Raw genomic sequence first — 23694 nt, 5'->3', positions numbered from 1 at the left:
GTTGGGGACGCGTCCGGTTCGGCAGGCCAGCACTTGGGGGGCATGCTGGCTTGCCCCGAACGGGATGTGCTAGCCGAGGGTGTAGAACGAGGAGCTGCCGGTGGAAGCCACCGAGTGGAGCAGCGTGCCCTGGCTGGGGTTGAGGGCGCTGATCATCATGCCGTTGCCAACGTAGATGCCCACGTGGGCTCCACCGTTCTGCATCACCAGGTCACCGGGAGCCGGCGTGCTGGTGGGCTTCATGGCGGTCCATGCGTTGACGCGGGGGATGCTGATGCCGGCCTGGGCGTAAACCCACTGGGTGAAACCTGAGCAGTCCCAACCGTTGGGGCTGGTGCCGCCCCAGACGTAGGGGTGGCCAATGCCGGTGTAGGCAATGGCGGCGAGGCCCGAAGCGGCTGCGCTGGAAGCGGAGTCCTTGGCCTTGGAAGACTGGGCCGTCACTGCAGCACCGCTGGTGGAACCACCGTTGCCGGCCTGCGTGCGGGTGGTCTGGGAAGCGCGCTGGACCTTGGGGGCTTCCTTGGTGGCCACGACGGGGCTTTCGAAGGAAACCGTGGCGGTGGGCTCGGCGGTAACCACTGCGGTGGTCACGAGCTGCTGGGTGCTTGACGATTCCGACTTGGAGACGTCGGTGTCAGCTGCCTGGGCGGGCATTCCAACGCTGAGGACAAGTCCTGAAGCTGCGGCCAGAACGGCGGCCTGGCGTCCTACGGTGCCTGCATTGGTGGAAACAGCCTTGGAAAGGTTGTTCAAAGGGTTCGTGCGAACCGTTTCGGCGCGGTGGCGCGCAGGGGTAGTGCGTGAAGACACGAAGGTAGCCTCTCCCAATGCCTGCGAGGTGAGCTGTCGGATTCGGATGGGAGTCATCCGGCCGCTCCGCTTCAAGGAAGCTTTGCGACTTAACCCCTAGGCCTTCAAAAAAGGCCGGAAGTGGTTCCCCCGCCCCTGCCAGACGAATTTTGCGAACGGACCCTGGATGGTGGCAGAGCTAGGCAATCCACCCAAGTGCATCGGCTCCCTGGAAGCCGATGCGATTTAGACGGTACAACAGAAGTGCTTCAATGTCACATTCAGATCACGGGGCGTGTCACAAATGCGAGAGACGACCATCAGCTCTGGCTCAGAGCCAACCCATGGGGTCAACGACTTCGCCGTTGACCTGGACCTCGAAGTGGAGGTGGCAGCCGGTGGAGGCGCCGGTGGTGCCGCTCAGGGCAACAGTGTCTCCGCGGCTGACGGTCTGGCCGACCTTCACGCTGAACGACGACAAGTGGTTGTACGTGGTCTCGAGGCCGTTGCCGTGGTCTACCACCACGCGGTTGCCTCCACCGTACTCGTGCCATCCGGCGAACGTGACCTTGCCGGCTGCTGCCGCATGGACAGCGGTGCCGCACTGGGCCACAAAGTCCTGCCCGCGGTGGAAGTCGCCGGCGCCGCCCGTGAGCGGGCTGATGCGGTAGCCGAACGGAGAAGCCGTGCTGAGCGTGTCCAGCGGGCTGCCCAGGCTGCCGACGGATGAGGCACGCTGGATGCTCTCGGCCGACTGTGCACTCAGGAGCTGCTTGAGCTTTCCGTCAGGATCCGCCGCAGTAGCAACGGCTGCGCGGCTGAAATCGATCTTGGCCGACGCTTCCGCGGAAACCTCGGGCTGGCTGCCGCCCGCGACTGTCAGCGCGGCCTCGGTCTGGCCCGACTCGGAGGTGGCCATCACCGGGCTGGTGGCCGGCAGACCGACAGTCAGGGCAAGGCCGGTGGCGGCAAGCGCTACACCGGCTTTCTGCCCGACGCCACTGGCTGCGGCGAAGTCGGCAACCTGGCGCAACGGGCTCTTACGGCGGCGCACCTGACGCTGGGTGTCGCGGGGCCGGATCTCCGTTACGACGCGGGCTGGCCGCAGCTCAGTAGCGGGGCCGGTCGCGCGTCGGCGGCCCCTGGCGTTCTGCGATGTCAAACTCTGTTCCTCTCTGAAAAGCCTGCGAAGTTAGCTGTCGGATTCGGATCAGAGAGTTCAGACCCGGCCCGCACAAAGCGCACACGGCACACAGGTATCCCAGGAGGGACTTGCGTCAGTAGGCACTTCTGCTGCGGGCTTCACCCCAAGGCTGCTTCTTTAGACAGCCGCTTGTGGTTCCCCCGCCTCTGCCAGTGGTGGATGGCACACCTGATCTGCTGGCAGAGTTCGGCTCCAGATCAGGTAACGCTTTGGTATCAGCGCTAGTAGATAACTATAGGGGATTAAAGCCCGCAGTAATAAATTCGTTATCTACAGAAACGGGGCGTGGCGGAGCGAGCCCATACCACTTCCTGCGGAAAAGTGCAGGTCACACGCTGGCGCTGATCCCAAAGGTGAGATCCGCCACCCCGCCGGACGCACCGGACGGCGCCCCGGGCATGAGTTCAGTTGACGGCGACGAAGACGTGCGCTGCGACTTCCGGCGGCAGCTCCAAGGCGCCTTCGATACCGGGTACGCGGACCGAGATGTATTCACCCACGCGTTCGAGCGAGACGGCAGCGCCAGGGCGGATGCCGCCCTCGTCAAGCTGGGTCAGGAGCTCGGGCTCCACCTGGATGGGCTCGGCCAGGCGACTCACCACGACACGGGAGTCCGAAGCGTATCCGTCCATGGCCTGCAGGAGGTTGACATCACCGCGTTCCAGCGGCTGGCCACCCAACCCGCCCAGTGCTTCCAGGCCGGGAATCGGGTTGCCGTACGGAGATTCAGTGGGGTGTTCCAGGAGTTCGTAGAGCCTGCGCTCCACCCGCTCGCTCATGACGTGCTCCCACCGGCATGCTTCATCGTGGACGTAGGCCCAGTCCAGGCCGATCACGTCGGCAAGGAGGCGTTCAGCCAGGCGGTGCTTGCGCATGACCTCGGTGGCGCGCTTGCGGCCGACCTCCGTCAGTTCCAGGTGGCGGTCATTGGAAACAACCACCAGGCCGTCGCGCTCCATGCGGCCAATGGTCTGGGAAACCGTGGGGCCTGAGTGGCGGAGGCGTTCGGCGATGCGTGCGCGAAGAGCAACAATGTTCTCCTCTTCAAGCTCCAAAATGGTCCGAAGATACATCTCAGTGGTATCGATCAGATCCGTCATCCAGCTCAGCTCTCCTCGAACGCAGTTCTTGCGTAATCTCCACCGTACCGCGTCCCGGGCAAGTCCGTCGGTGCACAACCTCCGGCTCAGGAACGCCAAACCTTAGCCTAGCTTATTTGGAATTACTCTTGATAATTTCACTCTGCGACCGGGGCCTTCGGAGCCGGCGCCGTTCCACGTGGCGGACTATGACAACCGGAGGTTAGTGCCCGCCCTCCCCGTCAGGCAGAATTGGGGAGTCGAAGGGGCAGCTGATGCCACCTGCCACCTCCCCATCTTTGACCGAAACACATTGGAGCCACCGTGAGCGACAACAGCATCACCATTCCCGCCGACCTGCTGCCCAAGGACGGCCGCTTCGGTGCAGGACCGTCCAAGGTCCGCCCGGAACAAATAGAAGCCTTGTCCGCTGCAGCGAAGAACATCCTCGGCACCTCCCACCGCCAGGCTCCGGTCAAGAACCTTGTGGGCTCGGTCCGCGAGGGCCTCAGCCAGTTCTTCCGCGCGCCCGAGGGCTACGAGGTTGTCCTGGGTGTGGGCGGATCCACTGCGTTCTGGGATGTTGCTGCGTTCGGCCTGGTGGAGAAGAAGGCCCAGCACCTCTCCTTCGGCGAATTCGGTTCCAAGTTCGCTTCGGCCACCAACAAGGCCCCGTTCCTGGACGAGTCCTCCATCATCAAGTCCGAGCCCGGAACGCGTCCCGCGCCCAGGGCAGAGGCCGGCGTGGACGTCTATGCCTGGCCACAGAACGAGACCTCCACGGGCGTTGCCGCGACGGTCAAGCGCGTGGACGGCGCCGATGAGGGCTCACTGGTGCTGGTGGATGCCACCTCCGCTGCCGGCGGCCTCGACGTTGATGTTGCGGAGTCGGATGTCTACTACTTCGCACCCCAGAAGAACTTTGCCTCGGATGGCGGCCTGTGGCTGGGCCTCTTCTCCCCCGCTGCCCTGGAGCGGGCAGCCCGCATCAAGGCCGGCGGCCGTTGGATTCCCGACTTCCTGGATCTCCAGACGGCCATCGACAACTCCAAGCTGAACCAGACGTACAACACTCCGTCCCTGACCACCTTGGTCACCTTGGACGCGCAGGTCCAGTGGCTCAACAGCAACGGCGGCCTGGACTTTGCCAGCAAGCGCACGGCCGATTCCGCCAGCCGCGTGTACTCCTGGGCCGAAGCCTCCGAATACGCCACGCCGTTCGTCGCCAACGCCGAGGAACGCTCAAATGTCATTGCAACCATCGACTTCGACGATTCGATCGATGCCGCTGCCATCGCCAAGGTGCTGCGCGCCAACGGAATCGTCGACACCGAGCCTTACCGCAAGCTTGGCCGCAACCAACTCCGGATTGCCACCTTTGTTGCGATCGAGCCGGACGACGTTTCCGCCCTGCTGGCGAGCATCGACTACGTGGTCGGGGAACTGAAGAAGTAAGAGCACACAAAAGCGGCGCTGGCCAGGATCTCCCGGCCAGCGCCGCTTTTGTGTTTATGGGCGTCAGGTTTGCTGAGCGTCAGTTTTGCTGGCCTTGCGGCGCGGCTTCAACGTCCTCAAATGCCGTGTCCGGCTCGTCGGACTCGTCGTCGTCGTCTTCGTCCGACTCAGCCTGGACCGCCTCGTCCTCGGCTGCCTGGACCGACTCCTCGGAGATTTCGTCGGTGGACTCCTCCACCAGCGGCGTTTCATCTTCGGGCCGGACCCGTTTGGCCCAGGGCACCCACTCCGGCGCCAGGATGGAGTCGTCGGAGGGCAGGAGACCGAGTTCGCTGACGGTCACAACCTTGGAACGCGAATTGCGGGTCACCACTGCGAACCACTGCCAACCCCCATAACCGGGAAGCCTTGATTCGAAGAGGTGGGTCACCACGCGTTCACCTTCGGACTTTGCTCCCAGATGCTCACCGATCTCAGCCGGCTTTGCGATGGTCTGCACTGCCTCCCGGGCAACCCCGACGGCGGCAGCCAGGAAGGCGTCCGGCTTGCCTGTGCGCCACACCGGTACGCCTGCGCGCGGCTTGGCCGCGGCCGGCCTCCGCCCGGCGGCTGCCCCGTTTCCGGGAGCCGTCACGGTCCCAGGAGCCTGGCCGTCGGCAGCGGCGTCCACGGCGGTGGCCTGGACGTCCTCTCCGGACGTCGTGTCCTGCGCGGATTCCGATGTCATGGCGTTCCTAGGCTTCCAGCTCGTCGGCAACCTTGCGCAATGCCATGCCGATGGCCTTTGCCTTGTTGCCTTCGGGGTACTTGCCGGAGGACAACGTACCGGACAGGTTGTCCAGGACCGTCACAAGATCCTGCACCAGGGGTGCCAGATCCTTGGCGTTCATGCGCTTTGCCTTGGCAATGGAAGGAGTCTTGTCCAGGACACGCAGGCCCAGGGCCTGCGCGCCGCGGCGTCCGTCAGCCACGCCGAACTCCACACGCGTACCGGCTTTCAGCTCGGTGACGCCTGCGGGCAGGGACGTCTTGGGCAGGAAAACTTCCTGGCCGTCTTCGGCCGCGAGGAATCCGAAGCCTTTTTCCTTGTCATACCACTTGACCTTGCCGGTGGGCACCTAATCAACCTTCTTCGTTCTTGCAATGCGGAGACACGCCCAGCCACCACCGCATCCACAGGGTTCTGCGGGATCAGGAGTGACGGCTCGGTCCGTGTTGGTCTGTTCCTTCAAGGTTATCCTGCCTGGCCCCCTATTCCCGCTTCCCCGTGCCCGAACGCCGCCTGTCCCGGCCGGGCCACCGTCATGCCGGCGTCACAGTAGGCGCGGGATGCTGCGCTGACGGGGCGTGTGAAGTGGCCGCTGCTGCTAGCGTTGGGGTATGACTTCCCCGGGTTACCGCCGCCCTTTGACGATCATTGCCGCCGTGGTGGCAGTGCTTTCCATGGCCGCTGTCGGAGCCGTGATGGCCATTGCGTCCAGCGGCGGGCAGGCTCCCGCCTGGATCATGTCAACGGCCCTGTACGGCCTTCCGGTTGCGTTCATGCTGGCAGCAGTGATCCTGGTGGACGCCGTCCGCCAACGCCGCCGCCACTAAGTTCCGCTGTCTGCCGGACACGGGCCGGACAGTTCGTAACCAGTCCCGTGCCGGGCGGCTGCGACCAGTAGCCACAGGACAGGCAGGACCGGCCCCATGGCGGTAACGTTGGATTGATGTCCCTCATTCGCGCGCTCAGCAAGGAACTGGAAGCGCGCAGCGACAATTCGCTGCGGGCTCTGTTTGCCGCGCGGCCGGACCTCATCACCCCCATGGCACCTGATTTCGCCGCCCTGGCTGCCCGGGCCAGCGCCCGGGTCAGCGTCCAGCGCGCCCTGGAGCGGCTCACCAAACCCGAGATGCAGGTCCTCGAGGCGCTGCACCTGTGCACCAACACCGACACGGGGCACAGCGTCCCGGCAGCCGGGCTGAAGAAAGTCATCGCCGGGTCCACGCTCTCGGCGCTCGAACCCATCCTGCTGAAGCTGCAGGAACTAGCCCTGGTTCACCGGGCCGACCCGCCCGCCGGATCGAACGGCAACCCGCGCCAGCGTTTCTACCTTCCTGTCGGCAGCCTGAAGGACGTGATCGGTATCTACCCGGCCGGTTTGGGCCGCAGTTATACCGAACTGGTCCGGCTCCAACCGGCCTTTGCACAGCGGGCGGTCCAGTTGGTGGGCGAACTCCACCAGCACGGCCTGGGGATCCAGCCGGCCAGCACGCCTATGGATGCGGCCCTTTCCCTGCAGCGGTGGACATCGACGCCTGAAAGCGTGCACGCCATCCTGTCCACAGCTCCGGAGCGGACGGCCGGCCTCCTGGAAAAGTTCGGCAGCTGGGCCATGGGCGCGGTTCCCCAAGCGCAACGGCGGGCCTCCGTGACCCACGAAAGTGCCGACGTCGGACCCGTTGACTGGCTGCTGGCCCGCGGTCTGCTGGTCCCGTTGGATGCCGGCCACGTTGAGTTGCCCCACAGCGTGGGGCTTGCCCTCCGGGGCGGCGCGATCGTGAACGACTTCACCTTGACTCCACCGGTCCCCGAGCTCGGGCACACCAGTGCGGCCCTGCGGCGGAACGCTGCGCTCGGCGCGATTGCCGAGACCTTGCGGTTGACCGGCGAGATCCTGTTTGCCGTCCGGGAGCAGCCCTTGGCCACGCTGCGCAGCGGCGGCGTGGGGGTGCGGGAACTGCGCAGGCTCGCCGAATCCATCCGCTGCGGGGTTCACGAGAGCGCCATCCTGCTGGAATTCTGTGCCCTGGCCGGCCTGTTACGGCTGGATGTGGACAGCTCCACGTGGGTGCAGCCGCCATCGCTCGAATGGCTGGCGCTGTCCCGCCAGGAGCAGTGGCTGTGGCTGGTGAACGCCTGGCTGGCCAGCGAGCGCGCCCCGTCCATGGTCGGCCAGCCAATCGGGGGCTCGGGAGGACACCAGGGGTCGGCCGCCACCACCATCAATGCCCTGTCCGCTGAGGCCCAACGGCCGGATGCACCGGTGGTCCGCCGCAGGGTACTGGAGATCCTCAACGAACTCACGGTGGAAGCGGCGGCCCCCGACGGGAAGGCACCCGTTCTGGACGCCCGGGCAGTTCTTCAACGGGCCGAGTGGGCGCAGCCGAGGATGTCACGGCGTTTCAGTTCGCTGGTGCGCGGCATTCTCGAGGAAGCGGCGCTGCTGGGCCTGATGGGGTCAGGGGCCTTCACCCAGCCCGGGTCGGCAATCGCCAACGGCCAGCCCGAGGAAGCCCTTGCGATCCTCGGCGAGCACCTCCCCGCTGCCGTGAACCACATCCTGCTGCAAGCGGACCTCACCGCAGTGGCGCCGGGCTACCTCGCGCCCGAGCTCAGTGAAACCCTGCTGCTGATGGCTGACGCTGAAGGGCAGGGTCCGGCATCCATCTACCGTTTCTCTGCCGGATCCATCCGCAGGGCGCTCGACGCCGGCCAGGACGCCGAATCGCTGTTAACGTTCCTTCGCGAGCACTCGGCCACCGAGGTGCCCCAGCCGCTGGCGTACCTCGTGCAGGACACTGCCTCACGCCACGGCCGGCTGCGGATCGGCAGCAGCGCCAGTTTCATCCAGAGCGATGACGAGTCCGCGATCGCCGAACTGCTGCTTGAGGCCCGGACGTCAGTCCTCAGCCTGGTGCGCATTGCCCCGACCGTGCTGACGTCCTCGGCCAGCCCCCGCGAAACCGCCCGCGTCCTCCGCGAGCTGGGACTGTCACCTGCCGTGCAGGAGGCCGAACCCGCCGTCGTGCGCTTCAAGCGGACCACCGCGGTGCCAGGCAGCGGCCGCCCGGTCTACACTGCTCCGCGGACGGCTCCGCCGGATGACGACGTCGAAGCGCAGTTGTCGGTCCTGCGGCAACATCGCGGGGTCCCGGCTGACGGAACGGGCGAAGCGTCCACCCAACTGGGCCTGGAGACCCTGCGGAAGGCGATCCGACTCAAACAGGCCGTCACCATGAACGTGGTGGACAGCTTGGGGAATGCCAACACGGAGACAGTTGTTCCTGTTTCCGTCTCCGGTGGGCGCGTCAGGGTCTTCGACCCGGGCAAGGACACCGAGCGGGTACTGTCCATCCACCGGATCATTGATGTTGAACCCGCAGGAGACCTGCACACCTAACAGCGCTCCCGGGATGCCGGGATAGTGAGGAACCAAGAGTGACCGACGGTCCGCTGATCGTACAGAGCGACAAAACCATCCTGCTGGAAGTCGACCATGAGCTTGCCACCGAAGCGCGGCACGCCATTGCGGCCTTCGCGGAGCTCGAACGCGCGCCCGAACACATGCACAGCTACCGGCTCACGCCCCTGGGCCTATGGAACGCGCGGGCGGCAGGCATCGATGCCGAGCAGGTCCTGGACACGCTGCTGAAGTATTCACGGTTCCCGGTTCCGCATGCTTTGCTCATCGACATCGAAGAGACCATGTCCCGCTATGGCCGGCTGCGCCTGGAAAAGGACCCCCAGCATGGGTTGGTGATGCGCACGGATGACTACCCGGTGCTGGAGGAAGTGATCCGGGCCAAAAAGATCGCGCCGCTGCTGGGACCCCGTATCGACGGCGAAACCGTGGTGGTGCACTCCTCCCAGCGCGGCCAGTTGAAGCAGCTGCTGTTAAAGCTCGGTTGGCCCGCCGAGGACCTGGCCGGCTACGTGGACGGGCAGCCGCACCTGATCATGCTGGACGAGTCCGGTTGGCAGCTGCGGCCCTACCAGAAGGTGGCCACGGAAAACTTCTGGGCCGGCGGCAGCGGCGTCGTCGTCCTTCCCTGCGGGGCGGGCAAGACACTGGTGGGCGCCGCAGCCATGGCGACGTCCTCCACTACCACGCTCATCCTGGTAACCAACACCGTGTCGGCGCGCCAATGGAAGGATGAACTCCTCAAGCGCACGTCCCTCACGGAGGACGAGATCGGCGAATACTCAGGGGCTGTCAAGGAAGTCCGGCCCGTTACCATCGCCACGTACCAGGTACTCACTACCAAGCGTGGCGGCCTTTACCCCCACCTGGAACTGGTGGACGGCCACGACTGGGGCCTGATCATCTATGACGAAGTCCATTTGCTCCCCGCCCCCATCTTCCGCATGACAGCGGATCTGCAGGCCCGGCGCAGGCTGGGCCTCACCGCGACGCTTGTCCGCGAGGACGGGCGGGAAGGCGAGGTATTCAGCCTGATCGGCCCCAAACGCTACGACGCACCGTGGAAGGACATCGAATCCCAGGGTTACATCGCCCCTGCCGACTGCGTGGAAGTGCGGGTGGACCTCCCCCGGGATGAACGCGTTGCCTACGCGATGGCCGATGATGCGGACAAATACCGGCTCTGCGCCACGTCCGAAACCAAGACCGGCCTGGTGGAACGGATCGTGGAAGCCCACCGTGGGGAACAGCTGCTGGTGATCGGGCAGTACATCGACCAGTTGGACGAGATCGCCGAACGGCTGGACGCACCGCTGATCAAGGGCGAGACCAGCGTCAAGGCGCGGCAGAAACTCTTCGATGCTTTCCGTGCCGGAGAGATCCAGACCCTGGTGGTTTCCAAGGTGGCCAACTTCTCGATCGACCTTCCCGAGGCCTCGGTCGCCATCCAGGTATCCGGTTCGTTCGGATCCCGCCAGGAAGAAGCCCAGAGACTTGGCCGGCTCCTGCGTCCCAAGAAGGACGGCCGTGCCGCGCGGTTCTACTCCTTGGTGGCCCGTGACACCCTGGACCAGGAATTTGCCGCGAAACGCCAGCGCTTCCTGGCCGAACAGGGCTACGCCTACCGGATCATGGATGCCAAGGACATCGGCAACGACGTAGGGACCGGGCGCGATACAGGAACGGATGAATAACGCGCTTCCCCTTGCCAACAATCTCCAGCAACTTTACGATTCGGAATGTAGCTCTCCGCCCGAATGGGCTGCCCCTGGTCCAGGCAGCCCGGCGGCCAGTCGTCGGCAGTGGGGGTAGCCCGCAGCCAGGGTGCCGGCGATTCAAGGCCTTGAAGAATCTGTGAAGTCATTGCCAGAGGATTCCCCATGCGTAAGACCCTCCTGGTCCTTGCGGCCATCATCTTGTTGTCATCACTTGCCCAACTGTTGTTTGCCGGATACTTCCACTTCCAAAACACCATCGAAGCCCAGCGTGAAGCCGGGGTCTACCACGTGGTGAACGGCCAGTATGTGCTGCGCTATACGGCCCTGCTGGCGGTCATCGTTGCCGCGATCGCCCGGCTGGGTTCCAGGACCATCTGGCTTGCTGCCGGGATCTTCCTGCTGACCTGGTTCCAGTTGTTCATCTTCATCATCGGCGGAATGCTCACCGGTTCCTCCGAAGATTTCATTACGCCGTCAGGCTCCTGGGTGGCAGCAATCCACCCAGTCTCCGGATTGCTGATCATCTTCATGTCCTACTGGCTGTTCAACCGGGCACGAGCCGCTGCGCTCAACCCGCAACCACTGCCGCCGAGGACCACGTCACCTGATGCTTCGGCATCGTCCGCTGCTTCCTGACCTGCGCGGCAGTGAACACCGCGCAGTTGCTGGCAGCTGACCTGGTGCTGGCGGTCGCGGCTGCCGCCACCTGGACAGCCGCTGCTTGGCAGACGGTCTCTGCCACCTCACCACGACGCCCCCGCCTGCCCCTTGCGGCGGACGATGGGCCGACGGTGGGGAACCGGCCGGTGACGGCCGGGCCGGCAGTGGGGGCCGCGCCGACGGCGGCGAACCGGCCGGTGGACATTGCCCTGCTGCTGACTGCCGCCGCCGTGATTGCCACGACGGCCCGGTATGCCCTGCTTCCCGCCTTGGCGGCGGGCGGCTGGTGGTTTGCGAACGAGCGCATCACCGTCAGCCTGCCCCTGACCGCCCTTCCCGCGGCTTGGGCCGCGATGGCCGGTGTTCCGTACTTGCTGAGGAGACGGAACACCGGCTCGGACTCTCACGAAGGCGCCGCCCCACCTGCCATCGACGGCACCCCGGGAAAGGAAGCAGCAGTCCTCTCGCTGACAGCGGCGGCCGCTTCTGCCCTGGCTTCCCTGGCTGTGATCCTGGTGCTGGGCCCGTTCCCGGCTCCATGGACGGTGGTCGTACTGCTGCTGCTGACCGCAGGGGTGGTTCTGCTGGTGCGGCTTGCCCTCTTCAGTGGCACATCCCGGAAGAAGAACACGGGCCTTGCGGCCAACCCATCCGCTGGGCGACCTGTTGGGGCGCGGCGTGGACTGGGGTGGGGTGGATTTGGGCGGCGTGGCCGCCCCAAGCCCGCTGCAGCCCTGGCAGGACTGATGGCCTGCACCCTCCTGGGGTCCGGTGTCTTCGCGTGGCTTGGCAGCCGCTCGGCCGATGGCGCCGTGATCGCGGCAGCCGTGGGACATCACGACGGCGGGACGGCACCGACCGTCGTTGGTCCCACGCCGGTGACCGCCCTCCTGGGCAACGCGCCCACTGACGCCGTGGTCCGCCGTTACGAGGTCACCGCCCGGACGGAAACAGTCACCTTGCCATCCGGGCAATCCACCGAAGCGTGGACGTTCGGAAGCCTGCCGGGCCCTGCCCTGGAAGCAGACCTCGGCGACGTCATGGAAGTCGAACTCAAGAACCGCGACGTCGCTGCCGGAGTGACGCTTCACTGGCACGGCTACGACGTTCCCAATGCCATGGACGGCGTAGCCGGGGCAACGCAGGACGCTGTGGCTCCGGGAAAATCGATGACATACCGTTTCGTGGCCGCACAACCGGGTACGTACTGGTATCACACGCACCAGGATTCAGCCGAGGGAGTCCGCAAAGGGCTCTATGGCACGTTCGTCGTGCACGACCCGACCTTGCCGCGCGCAGACAAGGACATAGTGGTGGCCGGACACGACCTCGACGGTCTGGGGATGCTGGGCTCCTCAGACCGTACCAGCGAACATGGGGCGGTGCCGGGCTCCACCGTCCGGGTCCGCCTCATCAACACCGACTCCCTGCCGCAGCGATACCTGTTGGAGGGCACTGCGTTCAAGGTTTCGGCGGTCGATGGTACTGCCGTGAACCAGCCACCAGACGTCTCAGGCAAGCTCCTGCGTATCGGCGCCGGTGGCAGGATCGACATCGACTTCACGATGCCCGCTGCCGCGGTGACCATCCGTTCGGACTCTGCGGCCAGCGCCGCCGTCGTCGTTTCACCAGGGCCTCCCGCCGGCAGTCCTCCCGGGGAGCCGGCCGGCAGTCCTCCCGGTCAGCCGGCCGCGGGGCAGCCGGCTGAGGCGATTCCGGCCTCGGTGTTTTCCACGACTCCCGTGCTGGACCTACTCCATTACGGAGTCCCTGCGGCGGACGCCAAGACCATTCCGGATATCACCCGGGAGGAAGTCGTGGTGCTGGACCGTCAGTTCCGGTTCGTGGACGGCGTGCCGCGGTACGCCTTCACTGTCAACGGTGCTGCCTATCCCCTGGTGCCTGCCATGGAAGTGGCCATGGGCGACACCGTCAAGGTCACGGTGGTCAACAGGACCGCCGAACCCCATCCCATGCACCCCCATGGCCACCACGTGCGCGTCCTCAGCAGGAATGGCCAAGCTCCCACCGGTTCGGCGCTTCATCTGGACACTGTGGATGTCCAGCCCGGCGAGGTTTGGGAACTACTCCTGGAGGCCAACAATCCCGGCATCTGGATGGACCACTGCCACAACCTGGAGCACGCCGCAGAAGGCATGATGATGCTGCTCAAGTACGAGGGAGTGTCGTCGCCGTTCGTGCACGGTGGGCACGCGAACAACCGCCCCGAGTAGGCAGCCGATCGCTGCGGCAACCGCATCTTGGGCTGGTCACCGATCAGCGCGCAGGCGGCCGTCAGGCGACGGCCGTCAGGCGACCAGGCGAAGGTGCCCCTGGACGGCTACTTCCTCAACCACTGCCCAGCACTCATCGTCATGGAGCTGGAGGTTGGCGAAGCGTTCGGCGGAGGCCTTGTCTGCGAACTCCTCCACCCGCGTGAGGCGGGAGTGGCAGTCGAAATAGCACACGTGGTACTCGTAGGCTTCCGAACCAGCCGGTGTGGTCGGTGCGTTCTTTGATGCTTTGTTGTTGGGAACTGTTTGCTGTGCCATGTCTTCAGTGTGGATGGGAGCACTGACATTTTTTGAAGCATCCGTGGGCGTGTTCAAAATTTGGCGGGATTTACCCGCCTGGCCCCTTCAGGCCTTGCGAAGATACCGGCCGGACACCTTCCGGACAGTCTGGCTCAGCACATCAAGCACCACTGATTTCGTCTTCCATCGCTGCCAGTAAAGCGGTACGTCAAACGGACGTTCAGGGGCAAGCTCGATCAACCGGCCATGGTCGATGTCCTGCCGGCATTGGACCTCCGGAATGAGTCCCCAGCCCAGGCCCAGCCGGATGGCATCACCGAAGTCCTGCGAAGCCGGCACGTAGTGGCGCGGGCCCCGGCGCTCCATCCGTCCTGCACCGGGTGCCGTGGGCCACGAAGATACGAAGGCCCACTGGTAGGTGTCCTTGCGGTCAAAATCCACCGCCGGGACTGTGTTGAGGACGGCACCGTCCAGGCCGCCGGGAAAGCCAGGAAGCCAGCGCTGGATGTAGCGGGGAGCCGCCACAGCCCGGTAACGCATCACACCGAGGCTTTCCACACGGCAGCCCTGCACGGGGTCCGCCGTCGCAGTGACAGCTGCCATGACGGTTCCCGAGCGCAACAACGCCGTGGAGTGCTGTTCGTCGTCCCGGTGGAGGTCGAAGGTCACCCCAAGGTCTTCGGGTACCTCGGCCAGGGCCTGGAGGAACCATACGGCGAGGGAATCTGCGTTGACCACGATCGGCAGGGCGGGTTGGGGACCGTCGGAGGCCAGTCCCAGTTCTGCTCCGGCATCGGCTTCCAACTGCGCCACGTGGTGGGCAAGCCGCAGCACAACCTCGCCCGCTTCCGTGGGCCGGGCAGGGTTGCTGCGCTGGAGCAGGACCCGCCCCGCCGACTGTTCCAAGGCCTTGAGCCGCTGGGAGACTGCCGAGGGCGTGACGTGGAGCTGCCGGGCAGCGGCATCCAAAGTGCCTTCCGCAATCACGGTGGCGAACGTCAGGAGCTGTTCCGATGGAAAGTGTTGCACAAGAATATCTTATGTTGCTGAAGTTTCTTTAGCTGGCCTAATGGGCAGGTGCTGCCTAGCGTTGACAACGTGATAGCTCCGGAACTCCTTCATGCAGCAGGCCTCGGCCTTGCCACAGGCCTTGCCCTCATCGTCGCCATTGGCGCACAAAACGCCTTCGTCCTTCGCCAGGGGATCCTTGGTCAACACGTCGGAGCCATCGTGGCCGCCTGCGCACTGTCCGATGCCGTCCTTATCGCCGCCGGAGTCTTCGGCACAGGTGCGCTGATAACGGCAGCGCCTGCCGCCGTCGTGGTTTTGCGTTATGTAGGCGCGGCGTTCCTGGTGACCTACGGCCTCATGGCGGCCCGGAGGGCATTGCGGCCGCAGGCCCTCACCGCTGAAGGCGGCCCCGCACAGGACGGGAAACCCGCCACGGGGTCAGCGCGTCGCGGACTTGCTGCGGCCCTCGGGACGGTCCTCGCGCTGACGTGGCTCAACCCGCACGTGTACCTGGACATTGCACTGCTCGGTTCGCTCGCGAACGCGCAGGGCAGCCCGCTGCAATGGTGGTTCGGCGCAGGGGCCATGGTCGGAAGCATCCTATGGTTCTGTTCGCTGGGCTTCGGTGCCAGGTTCCTGCGGGGATTCTTTGCCAAACCGCGGTCGTGGCGGTTCCTTGACGGCGGCATCGCCGTGACCATGGTTGCGCTTGGCGCCGGATTGGCCTTGGGCGGTTAGGGCGTCCGGCAGGCGATTACGCAGTCGCCTCACATACAGCATCCAGATAACTCACAGAAACTGGGAGCATCATGGATGTCATGAAAAAGAACGGCCCCGAAGCCAAGCTCCTTGTCGTGGATGACGAACCCAACATCCGCGAGCTTCTCTCCACCTCCCTGCGGTTCGCAGGCTTCGAGGTCGTGGCTGCGTCCAACGGCCGCGAAGCCCTGACCGCAGCAGACACCCACTCCCCCGACCTCGCTGTCCTGGACGTGATGCTTCCCGACATGGACGGCTTCACGGTCACGCGCCGGCTCCGGGCAGCGGGGAAGCACTTCCCCGTCCTCTTCCTGACGGCCAAGGACGACACCGAAGACAAAGTCACCGGCCTCACCGTCGGCGGCGACGACTACGTCACCAAGCCGTTCAGCCTGGATGAAGTAGTGGCCCGCATCCGCGCGGTGCTCCGCCGTACCCAGCCACTGGAAGACGACGACGCCGTCATCCGCGTCGACGACCTTGAACTGGACGACGACGCCCACGAGGTCCGCAGGGGCGGAACGGTGATCGAGCTTTCGCCCACCGAGTTCAAACTCCTGCGGTACCTCATGCTGAACCCCAACCGGGTGCTGTCCAAGGCACAGATCCTGGATCACGTATGGGAATACGACTTCAACGGCGACGCCTCGATCGTTGAGTCCTACATCTCCTACCTGCGCCGCAAAGTGGACATTGACCCAGACGCCGCAGCCCTCATCCAGACCAAGCGTGGCGTTGGTTACGTGCTGCGGACGGCAGAGAAGCGCTGACCTTGCTGCAACGCTGGAAATCGGCGTCGCTGAGGTCCCAACTCGTCGCCATCATCATGGGATTGCTCCTGCTCGCCCTGGCGGCAACGGGAGCCGGTACCCTGACGCTCGTCAAGAGCTATCTGCAGGGCCAGGTTGACGACAAACTGAAGGCCGCAGTGGCGCTGGCACAGGACCAGCAGTCGTTCGACAAACTCTCCGAGCCCAATCCCGCCGTTCCCACCGATTACTCGCTCACGCTCTACGTGCCCGGGCTGGATCCCTACCCGTTCGGTGGAAGGTCCAACGACCGCCCCGCGATCGCCACTATCACTCCCGCCGAAGCGAAGGCCCGCGGCAACACCCCGTTCCAGGTCGCCGGTACTACCGGAAGCAACTGGCGCGTGGTGGCAGTGGGCGTCGTTGCCAACGGCCAGAACGGCGTTGTCATCATCGGCCTGCCGCTGACGCCCGTGGACAAAGTCATGGAACACGCCGTCCTCGTGGTGGTCGGCGTGGGGCTCCTTACTTTGGTGGCAGCCTTCTTCATTGCCACCTGGACTGTGGCCAGATCGTTCCGGCCCTTGGCGCGGGTGGAAAAGACCGCTGCCGCCATTGCTGCCGGCGATCTGTCCCGGCGTGTGGAAATCGATAATCCAAACACTGAAGTCGGACGCCTGGGCGGCTCCCTGAATGCCATGCTGGCCCACATTGAGGCGTCCTTCGCAGCACGCGCAGCTTCCGAGGCGCGCATGCGGCGCTTTGCCGCCGATGCATCCCACGAACTCCGGACTCCACTGGTGACCATCCGGGGATTCTCCGAGCTGTACAGGCATGGCGCCCTGGCCACCCCCGAGGACATCTCAACCGCGATGGGACGCATCGAGAGTGAAGCCAAGCGCATGGGTTCCATGGTGGAGGACCTGCTGTTGCTGGCCCGGCTGGACGAACAGAGGCCCTTGCAGCTCAAACCGGTGGACCTGCAGCTATTAGCCCACGATGCCGTAGTGGACACCCGGGCAACCTCGGGCGCCCGGACCATCACGCTGGTGGGCCTTGACGGCTCATCCCCGGCACCGGCACCGGTCCATGGCGACGAAGCCAAGCTCCGCCAAGTCATCGGAAACCTGGTGGGCAACGCCCTGCGCTACACGCCGGAGGACAGCCCCATCGAACTTGCCGTCGGGGTGCGGACCACCCAGGACGGCGCCGCATCCGTGATCGAGATCCGCGATCACGGTGCCGGCATCCCTGATTCGGAAACCAGCAAGATCTTTGAGCGCTTCTACCGCGCCGATACCTCCCGCACACGGGATACCGGCGGAAGCGGGCTTGGCCTGGCGATCGTGGCTGCCATCGTGGGCAGCCACGGCGGAACCGTACGGGTCACAGAGACCGACGGCGGCGGTGCCACCCTGGTGGTCAGCCTCCCCTTCCGGGAAGAGCCGGCAGAGCTGTTATCCACATAGCGGCGAAAGCTGGTTCTGCCGTTATGGAGTGGTGCCTAGGCTCGTTGATGTGGCCCACGCATTCCTTCCGCATCAGCGGACCATCTTCGTCGAAAGGCACTGCCCATGAGCGTTATCTCCGTAGACACCGAGCTGCTCCAGCTCAAGTCGTCCAACGTCAAGGCCACCGTGGATCGTATCAGCGCGGACGTACAATCCATGAGGCACGGGTTGGAGGAACTCCAGGCAACGTGGAAGGGTTCGGCAGCTGCGAACTTCCAGGCGCTCGTCCTGGAGTGGTCCCTCACGCAAAGCAAAGTGGAGGCCTCGCTCGCGTCCATCAATATGGCCCTGGCCTCAGCGGCCGCGAGCTACCTCGAGGTTGAACAGGGCAATACCCAGCGGTTTGCGTATTAGCACCACCTGCAACCCATGAACTCCTGCGGGGCCGGCCGTCTTCCCCCTGTGCGGCCGGTCCCGCAGGTCTGCCCTCAGGACAACCTGACAGGACTCAGCTTTCCAGGGTTCCCTGATGGAACCGCAGCCGCCACTGGCCACGGTCCAGGAGCCAGAGGGAACTGCGCAACGAGGAGCCGGTCGGGGTAGCACCGGAATGGCCGGAACTTCTGTAGTTGAGCAGGATGCTGTCCTCGCTGAGCCTGTCTGCACTGATCAGCTCCAAATCCACAGGTTCGCCCGGGTCTTCCTCGAGGGCAACCATCATCGCGTCCCGGGTCCAGAAGCGTCCTGAGCTGCCGATCTCCGCAAAATCAGGATGCAGCAGGACCCCTATGCGTCCAATGTCGGCGCGGACATCCGGCCTAAGCAACTCGCGTTCCAGTGCCACCACCAGTTCCTCCGCGGGAAGCTCCCGGGCGGCCGCTTCATCCTCCAGCTCACTGAACAGGTCCGGCTGGCCAAAGAATCCTGACTCGCCGAACAGTGCAGGCTCAGGGTGCGGCTGGGCGGCGGACGCGGGGCGGGATTCCGTGACGGTACCCGTGGCGGCACTTGCTGCCAGGGGCACCTGTGCGCCGCTGGACACCGCCTCTGCCGCGCCGGGGGCGATCTTGGATGCCTTCCCGGCGGCCTCAGTAAGAGCTGGATTGCCGGTCTTCGGGAATGAACCGCTGAAACCCGGGCCGCTGGGGGCAGCGGTGCCCTGCTGGTAGGCCGTAGCAACAGCCCGGGCACGCTCATCCGCGGCTTCGTTGAGTTCATGGCCTGCGTGGCCCTTCACCCATTCGAAGGTGTACTTGCGCCCTGCGATGGCTTGGTCGATGTCCTTAAGCAGGTCCACGTTAAGTACAGGCTTGCCATCGGCCTTTCGCCAGCCTTTGCGCTTCCATCCAGGCATCCATTTGGTGATGCAGTTGATGACGTACTGACTGTCACACAGGATCCGCAGGTCCTCCTGTGGAATATGGGCCGTCGACCGGAACAGGTCGAGGACTGCCATGAGCTCACCCATGTTGTTGGTGCCGTGCGGCCAACCCCCTGCGCGCCAACAGGAATCGTCAACATACCAGGCCCATCCGGCCGGCCCAGGGTTGCCGAGGGCGGAACCGTCGGCGGCAGCAATAATCGTCATGCGTTTAATCCTGCCAGACCCCACGGACACTGAAACCGCGCCAGCACCCAAGTAAGTAGCAGTAGATGCCGTTTTGGGCCCTCAAAACGGCATCTACTGCTACTTGGATGGGACGCAGAACGGCGGCCCCCACCCGAAGGTGAGGACCGCCGTCGTACGTGCTAAGCGTGACGCTGCAGTACAGGAGGCTTAGAAGCCGCCCATGCCTGCCATCTCGTCGCCGCCCGGAGCCGGAGCGTTCTTCTCAGGCTTGTCAGCAACAACAGCCTCGGTGGTCAGGAAGAGACCAGCGATGGAAGCAGCGTTCTGGAGTGCAGAGCGGGTCACCTTGACGGGGTCGTTGACGCCTGCGGCCAGCAGGTCCTCGTAGGCACCCGTTGCAGCGTTCAGGCCGTGGCCGGAAGGCAGTCCACGAACCTTGTCAGCAACAACGCCCGGCTCGAGGCCAGCGTTGAAAGCGATCTGCTTGAGCGGAGCGTCGATGGCAACCTTGACGATGTTGGCACCGGTAGCTTCGTCGTTTTCGAGGCTCAGGTTGGCGAATGCCTTGGCACCGGCTTGGATGAGGGCAACGCCACCACCGGCAACAATGCCTTCCTCGACTGCAGCCTTCGCGTTGCGGACTGCGTCCTCAATGCGGTGCTTGCGTTCCTTGAGCTCAACTTCGGTTGCGGCACCGGCCTTGATGACTGCAACGCCACCGGCCAGCTTGGCCAGGCGCTCCTGCAGCTTCTCGCGGTCGTAGTCGGAATCGGAGTTCTCGATCTCGGCGCGGATCTGGGCAACACGGCCCGCGATCTGGTCGGCGTCGCCTGCACCCTCAACAATGGTGGTCTCATCCTTGGTGACAACAACCTTGCGGGCGGTACCGAGGAGTTCCAGACCGGCATTCTCCAGCTTGAGGCCAACTTCTTCGGAGATGACCTGGCCGCCGGTGAGGATGGCGATGTCGGCGAGCTGGGCCTTGCGGCGGTCACCGAAGCCCGGAGCCTTGACGGCCACGGACTTGAAGGTGCCACGGATCTTGTTGACGATCAGGGTGGCAAGAGCCTCGCCCTCGATGTCTTCGGCGATGATCAGCAGCGGCTTGTTGGACTGCATGACCTTCTCCAGAACTGCAACGAGTTCCTTCACGTTGGAGATCTTGGAGTTGACGATCAGGATGTACGGGTCTTCGAGGACCGTTTCCTGGCGCTCTGCATCGGTGACGAAGTAAGCGGAGATGTAACCCTTGTCGAAGCGCATGCCTTCGGTGAGCTCGAGTTCCAGCCCGAAGGTGTTGGATTCCTCGACCGTGATGACGCCTTCCTTGCCCACCTTGTCCAGGGCTTCGGCGATCAGGCTGCCGATTTCCGGGTCGCCGGCGGAGATGGAAGCCGTGGCTGCGATCTCTTCCTTGGTCTCGATTTCCTTGGCGGAGGCCAGGAGTTCGCTGATGACGGCGTCAACAGCCTTCTCGATGCCGCGCTTGAGGGACAGCGGGTCGGCGCCGGCTGCAACGTTGCGCAGGCCTTCCTTGACCAGTGCCTGGGCGAGGACGGTTGCGGTGGTGGTACCGTCGCCAGCGACGTCGTCCGTCTTCTTGGCAACTTCCTTGACCAGTTCCGCACCGATCTTCTCGTAAGGATCGTCCAGCTCGATCTCCTTGGCGATGGAAACGCCATCGTTGGTGATCGTGGGGGCGCCCCACTTCTTTTCGAGGACGACGTTGCGTCCACGCGGGCCGAGGGTAACCTTGACGGCGTCAGCAAGGGTGTTCAGACCCCGCTCGAGGCCGCGGCGTGCCTCTTCATCAAATGCAATGATCTTGGCCATAACGGCGGTAGTCCTTTCGGGACAGTCGTTAAGAAGGTACCTGTCGGATGGGATGCCCGCGACGGACGGTCCTTTGCTTACGGCCTCTGTATGCCCCGCGCGCCGGACCTCATCCCACCAAGGTGTTTCTTGGTCCTCCCCCGCACCAACTGCAGGGAGCGCCGGCCGAAGCCGGTACACCGTTAGCAGTCAGCACCAAGGAGTGCTAAATCAATAATTAGCACTCGACCGTGGAGAGTGCAAGCAGGGGCGCCATCCAGAGCCGCAAAATTCCGTGTATTCAGCCAAGAGCGGAGGCGCGGTACTGTCAGGCGACGCGGACACTTTCCGCTTGGGGGCCCTTTTGTCCTTCTCCGAGCTCGAACTCCACCCGCTGGCCTTCCTCGAGGGCCCGGTAGCCTTCCATCTGGATAGCGGACCAATGTACAAAGACGTCGTCCCCGGAATCATCAACAGTGATGAAGCCGTACCCTTTTTCGGCGTTGAACCATTTCACGGTTCCCAAAGCCATGATGCCCACACTTTCACAGTAGCCAAGACCGGTGGCCGGGATCTCCGGACCGGAATCAATCCACTGTAACCACAGTCACTGTCGTGGCGCTGCGCTGCGGGCCGGGGGCTGCTGTTTTGTTATTGAGGCTTAACCGGAACGATGGGCAGCAAGTGCTACTGGTAGCCCGGGCCTACAACAACCACCAGGGGCTGCTGGACATCCGGGGACTCCACCACGTTGGTGATTCCCAGGAGCGTGGCCAACGCGTCAGCATTGGCCTTTTGCCCGGGAGCGTTGTAGAAGATCACTGATGCCTGCTGCGGAATGCCGCCCCAGTTGCCCACCGTGCCAAGTGCCCAACCGTCACCTTGCACCAAACCGGCCACGCGGCCGGCAAGGCCGGCCGTGGAGGTGCCGTTGTACACAGCAACGGCCGTGGTCTTGTCCAGGGGCGCACCGGAGGGGGTCGCGGAGGGAGTGTCGGACGGTGTTTCGTTGGGCGTGGGTTCTCCGGAAGCCACGGGAGCACTGCCAGACTCAGTCGGCGAAGCGGAAGGTGCGGCAGAAGTTTCCTGGGGTGCCGGCGTCGAAACGCTGGACGAAGCGCCGGGTGCCACCAGTCCCAGGCGCGGAAGGATGAGGAACGCAACCAGGCCGAGCACCAAGGCCACGGCGCCGACGGTCAGGATCGGCCAGAGCGAAGGGCGGGACGTTTCCTGGGCATCGCGGTGCACGCCTTGCCGGGTGCTGTTTTGCGGAACCCGGTCGAATTCATCCTTGGCAAATTTGGTCATGGTGAAGCGTTGTCCTTGCTGGTTGCTGCTGACGGTCAGCCTGGCGGTTTACGCGTCGGACCCCAAGCGGCGCGCTGTCCGCGCGCGTTGGCGGGACGTACGTAGTCTACGCAGTCTCTTGACCAGCATGGGATCGTGGGCCAGCGCTTCCTCGGTATCGATCAGCGCATTAAGGATCTGGTAGTAATGGGTGGCGGACAGGTCGAACAGCTCCCTGACCGCTTGTTCCTTGGCCCCGGCGTACTTCCACCACTGGCGCTCCAAGGCCAGCATCTGCTGGTCCCGCTCACTGAGGGGCGAATCGCTGCGGACGCCCACCGATAGGTCATCAAGAGCAAAACCGGTGGTCTGCTGCGCCATTGGTTCCTGTGCTGGTTCTGCCATGGCACACTCCTTGGACGCTGGTTGGCGAAAATGTCTCACCCCCATGTTACGGGTGAATAACAACGGTGTCATTCACAGCCCCCGGGCACAGCGATGGACAATGGCTGGATGACTGGCGAGCATGCACTCTTCGACCTTGAACCTGCAGGCACCTCCGGGCCGGGTTTCGATGCCCTGCGGGATCTGCCGCTGGAAAGCCTGGTGGCTGCCGATTGGGCCTACGCCCTGCGCCCCGTGGAGCAGGAGCTCCGCAGCGCGCTGGCGTTCGTTGCAGGGCAGGCAGCCGGCGGGGTCCAGGTCCTTCCGGCCGCCAGCAACCTCCTTCGGGCCTTCCGCACCCCTTTGGCGGACGTCAAGGTTTTGATTCTGGGCCAGGACCCGTACCCGACGCCAGGTCACGCCGTCGGGCTTTCCTTCTCGGTGTCGCGCCAGACGAGGCCCATCCCCCGCAGCCTCGCCAACATCTACCGCGAACTCCACGACGACCTCGGCCTGCCGCCCCGGATCCACGGCGACCTCACCGCCTGGAGCGAGCAAGGCGTGCTGCTGCTGAACCGTGTCCTCAGCGTCGCCGCCGGCAGCGCAGGCTCGCATCGCGGCAAGGGCTGGGAGGCCATTACGACGGCGGCAGTCACCGCAGTCGCCAACCGCACCGACACGGCGGGCCGCCGGAGCCCCCTGGTGGCCGTCCTCTGGGGGAAGGACGCCGAGGGTGTCGGGCCGTTGTTGAACGGTGCGCCCATTGTGGCGTCCGCGCACCCCAGTCCGTTGTCTGCTTCGCGGGGATTCTTCGGCTCCAAGCCCTTCAGCAGGGTCAATCAACTGCTGAAGGAACAAGGCGCCGAACCAGTCGATTGGGAGCTCCCGGTCCTTTAAGCCCCTGGCGGCTCCTCTCTCACATCCCATCAGTGTCCGTCTAACGGTGGATTCGGGTGGTGGCGAATGGGTGAGACAGCGGGTGAAAGCCAACCAAAGGTAAAGGTTCGACGACGCCACCGACGCAATTCTCGGACCGCGCCCT

At 64.6% G+C, this 23694-nt stretch carries 23 protein-coding genes and 2 riboswitches; of the genes, 11 read left to right on the top strand and 12 right to left on the bottom strand.

Going from position 1 to position 23694, the window contains the following annotated elements:
* Positions 1-69: 69 nt before the first annotated feature.
* The 3 genes from ACPFL9_RS05035 to ACPFL9_RS05025 all read right to left on the bottom strand — a co-directional run bounded on the left by ACPFL9_RS05035 (position 70) and on the right by ACPFL9_RS05025 (position 3096).
* Positions 70-813, bottom strand: coding sequence for a C40 family peptidase (locus ACPFL9_RS05035; protein WP_426006176.1), 744 nt, complete (start codon positions 811-813; stop codon positions 70-72).
* Between the two features lie 4 nt (positions 814-817).
* A riboswitch (cyclic di-AMP (ydaO/yuaA leader) is annotated at positions 818-977 on the bottom strand.
* Between the two features lie 146 nt (positions 978-1123).
* On the bottom strand, positions 1124-1954 hold the full coding sequence (locus tag ACPFL9_RS05030) for a M23 family metallopeptidase (protein ID WP_426006175.1): 831 nt from the start codon (positions 1952-1954) through the stop codon (positions 1124-1126).
* A 4-nt stretch (positions 1955-1958) separates the two neighbouring features.
* Positions 1959-2198: riboswitch (cyclic di-AMP (ydaO/yuaA leader) on the bottom strand.
* A gap of 202 nt (positions 2199-2400) precedes the next feature.
* Positions 2401-3096, bottom strand: coding sequence for a metal-dependent transcriptional regulator (locus ACPFL9_RS05025; RefSeq protein WP_426006174.1), 696 nt, complete (start codon positions 3094-3096; stop codon positions 2401-2403).
* Positions 3097-3399: 303 nt separating this feature from the next.
* On the opposite strand from ACPFL9_RS05025, the gene serC reads away from it, so the two are divergent.
* On the top strand, positions 3400-4530 hold the full coding sequence (gene serC, locus ACPFL9_RS05020) for a phosphoserine transaminase (protein WP_426006173.1): 1131 nt from the start codon (positions 3400-3402) through the stop codon (positions 4528-4530).
* A gap of 79 nt (positions 4531-4609) precedes the next feature.
* Here serC and ACPFL9_RS05015 read toward each other — a convergent pair whose 3' ends face one another.
* Together ACPFL9_RS05015 and ACPFL9_RS05010 are read right to left on the bottom strand one after the other, a co-directional pair.
* On the bottom strand, positions 4610-5257 hold the full coding sequence (locus ACPFL9_RS05015; protein WP_426006172.1) for a DUF3027 domain-containing protein: 648 nt from the start codon (positions 5255-5257) through the stop codon (positions 4610-4612).
* A 7-nt stretch (positions 5258-5264) separates the two neighbouring features.
* A complete protein-coding gene (locus tag ACPFL9_RS05010; protein ID WP_216926040.1) occupies positions 5265-5648 on the bottom strand; it encodes a cold-shock protein in 384 nt (127 codons plus the stop codon).
* A 262-nt stretch (positions 5649-5910) separates the two neighbouring features.
* On the opposite strand from ACPFL9_RS05010, the gene ACPFL9_RS05005 reads away from it, so the two are divergent.
* The 5 genes from ACPFL9_RS05005 (at position 5911) to ACPFL9_RS04985 (ending at position 13329) form a co-directional block, all read left to right on the top strand.
* Positions 5911-6126, top strand: a complete 216-nt coding sequence (locus ACPFL9_RS05005; protein WP_426006171.1) for a hypothetical protein — start codon at positions 5911-5913, stop codon at positions 6124-6126.
* Between the two features lie 116 nt (positions 6127-6242).
* The gene (locus tag ACPFL9_RS05000) at positions 6243-8696 is read left to right on the top strand and encodes a helicase-associated domain-containing protein (protein ID WP_426006170.1); all 2454 of its coding nucleotides are present in this window, start codon (positions 6243-6245) and stop codon (positions 8694-8696) included.
* A gap of 38 nt (positions 8697-8734) precedes the next feature.
* Positions 8735-10411 (top strand): DNA repair helicase XPB, encoded by a 1677-nt coding sequence (locus tag ACPFL9_RS04995; protein WP_426006169.1) that lies wholly within the window; start codon positions 8735-8737, stop codon positions 10409-10411.
* A 186-nt stretch (positions 10412-10597) separates the two neighbouring features.
* On the top strand, positions 10598-11071 hold the full coding sequence (locus ACPFL9_RS04990; protein ID WP_426006168.1) for a hypothetical protein: 474 nt from the start codon (positions 10598-10600) through the stop codon (positions 11069-11071).
* An 11-nt stretch (positions 11072-11082) separates the two neighbouring features.
* Entirely contained in the window at positions 11083-13329 is a 2247-nt protein-coding gene (locus ACPFL9_RS04985; protein ID WP_426006167.1) for a multicopper oxidase family protein, read from the top strand.
* Positions 13330-13404: 75 nt separating this feature from the next.
* Here ACPFL9_RS04985 and ACPFL9_RS04980 read toward each other — a convergent pair whose 3' ends face one another.
* Entirely contained in the window at positions 13405-13647 is a 243-nt protein-coding gene (locus ACPFL9_RS04980; RefSeq protein ID WP_426006166.1) for a hypothetical protein, read from the bottom strand.
* An 87-nt stretch (positions 13648-13734) separates the two neighbouring features.
* Positions 13735-14658 carry a LysR family transcriptional regulator ArgP gene (locus ACPFL9_RS04975; protein ID WP_426006165.1) on the bottom strand — a complete coding sequence of 308 codons (924 nt, stop codon included), beginning with the start codon at positions 14656-14658 and terminating at the stop codon, positions 13735-13737.
* 69 nt (positions 14659-14727) lie between these two features.
* On the opposite strand from ACPFL9_RS04975, the gene ACPFL9_RS04970 reads away from it, so the two are divergent.
* The 4 genes from ACPFL9_RS04970 to ACPFL9_RS04955 all read left to right on the top strand — a co-directional run bounded on the left by ACPFL9_RS04970 (position 14728) and on the right by ACPFL9_RS04955 (position 18013).
* A complete protein-coding gene (locus ACPFL9_RS04970; protein WP_426006164.1) occupies positions 14728-15378 on the top strand; it encodes a LysE/ArgO family amino acid transporter in 651 nt (216 codons plus the stop codon).
* 80 nt (positions 15379-15458) lie between these two features.
* Positions 15459-16169: a response regulator transcription factor gene (locus tag ACPFL9_RS04965; RefSeq protein WP_426006163.1), complete on the top strand. Its 711-nt coding sequence runs from the start codon at positions 15459-15461 to the stop codon at positions 16167-16169.
* Positions 16170-16171: 2 nt separating this feature from the next.
* Complete coding sequence (locus tag ACPFL9_RS04960; RefSeq protein WP_426006162.1) at positions 16172-17617, top strand: sensor histidine kinase; 1446 nt, start codon at positions 16172-16174, stop codon at positions 17615-17617.
* 105 nt (positions 17618-17722) lie between these two features.
* Positions 17723-18013, top strand: coding sequence for a WXG100 family type VII secretion target (locus ACPFL9_RS04955; protein WP_426006161.1), 291 nt, complete (start codon positions 17723-17725; stop codon positions 18011-18013).
* Between the two features lie 94 nt (positions 18014-18107).
* Here the strand turns inward: ACPFL9_RS04955 and ACPFL9_RS04950 are convergent, their stop codons facing one another.
* From ACPFL9_RS04950 to ACPFL9_RS04930, 5 genes are all read right to left on the bottom strand, one after another.
* Entirely contained in the window at positions 18108-19187 is a 1080-nt protein-coding gene (locus ACPFL9_RS04950) for an RNase H family protein (protein ID WP_426006160.1), read from the bottom strand.
* Positions 19188-19376: 189 nt separating this feature from the next.
* Positions 19377-21002: a chaperonin GroEL gene (gene groL, locus ACPFL9_RS04945; RefSeq protein ID WP_426006159.1), complete on the bottom strand. Its 1626-nt coding sequence runs from the start codon at positions 21000-21002 to the stop codon at positions 19377-19379.
* Positions 21003-21309: 307 nt separating this feature from the next.
* Positions 21310-21513: a cold-shock protein gene (locus ACPFL9_RS04940; protein WP_426006158.1), complete on the bottom strand. Its 204-nt coding sequence runs from the start codon at positions 21511-21513 to the stop codon at positions 21310-21312.
* Between the two features lie 155 nt (positions 21514-21668).
* Complete coding sequence (locus ACPFL9_RS04935; RefSeq protein WP_426006157.1) at positions 21669-22289, bottom strand: LytR C-terminal domain-containing protein; 621 nt, start codon at positions 22287-22289, stop codon at positions 21669-21671.
* A gap of 48 nt (positions 22290-22337) precedes the next feature.
* Positions 22338-22673 (bottom strand): DUF3263 domain-containing protein, encoded by a 336-nt coding sequence (locus tag ACPFL9_RS04930; protein WP_426006156.1) that lies wholly within the window; start codon positions 22671-22673, stop codon positions 22338-22340.
* Positions 22674-22781: 108 nt separating this feature from the next.
* Between ACPFL9_RS04930 and ACPFL9_RS04925 the strand changes: the two genes are divergently transcribed.
* Complete coding sequence (locus ACPFL9_RS04925; RefSeq protein ID WP_426006155.1) at positions 22782-23549, top strand: uracil-DNA glycosylase; 768 nt, start codon at positions 22782-22784, stop codon at positions 23547-23549.
* Positions 23550-23694: the final 145 nt, after the last annotated feature.

The organism is Paenarthrobacter sp. NyZ202 (genome assembly GCF_049860755.1).
Taxonomy (GTDB): Bacteria; Actinomycetota; Actinomycetes; order Actinomycetales; family Micrococcaceae; genus Arthrobacter.
The sequence above is the reverse complement of the archived record's forward strand: the minus strand, read 5'-3'. Positions and strand labels throughout refer to the sequence as shown.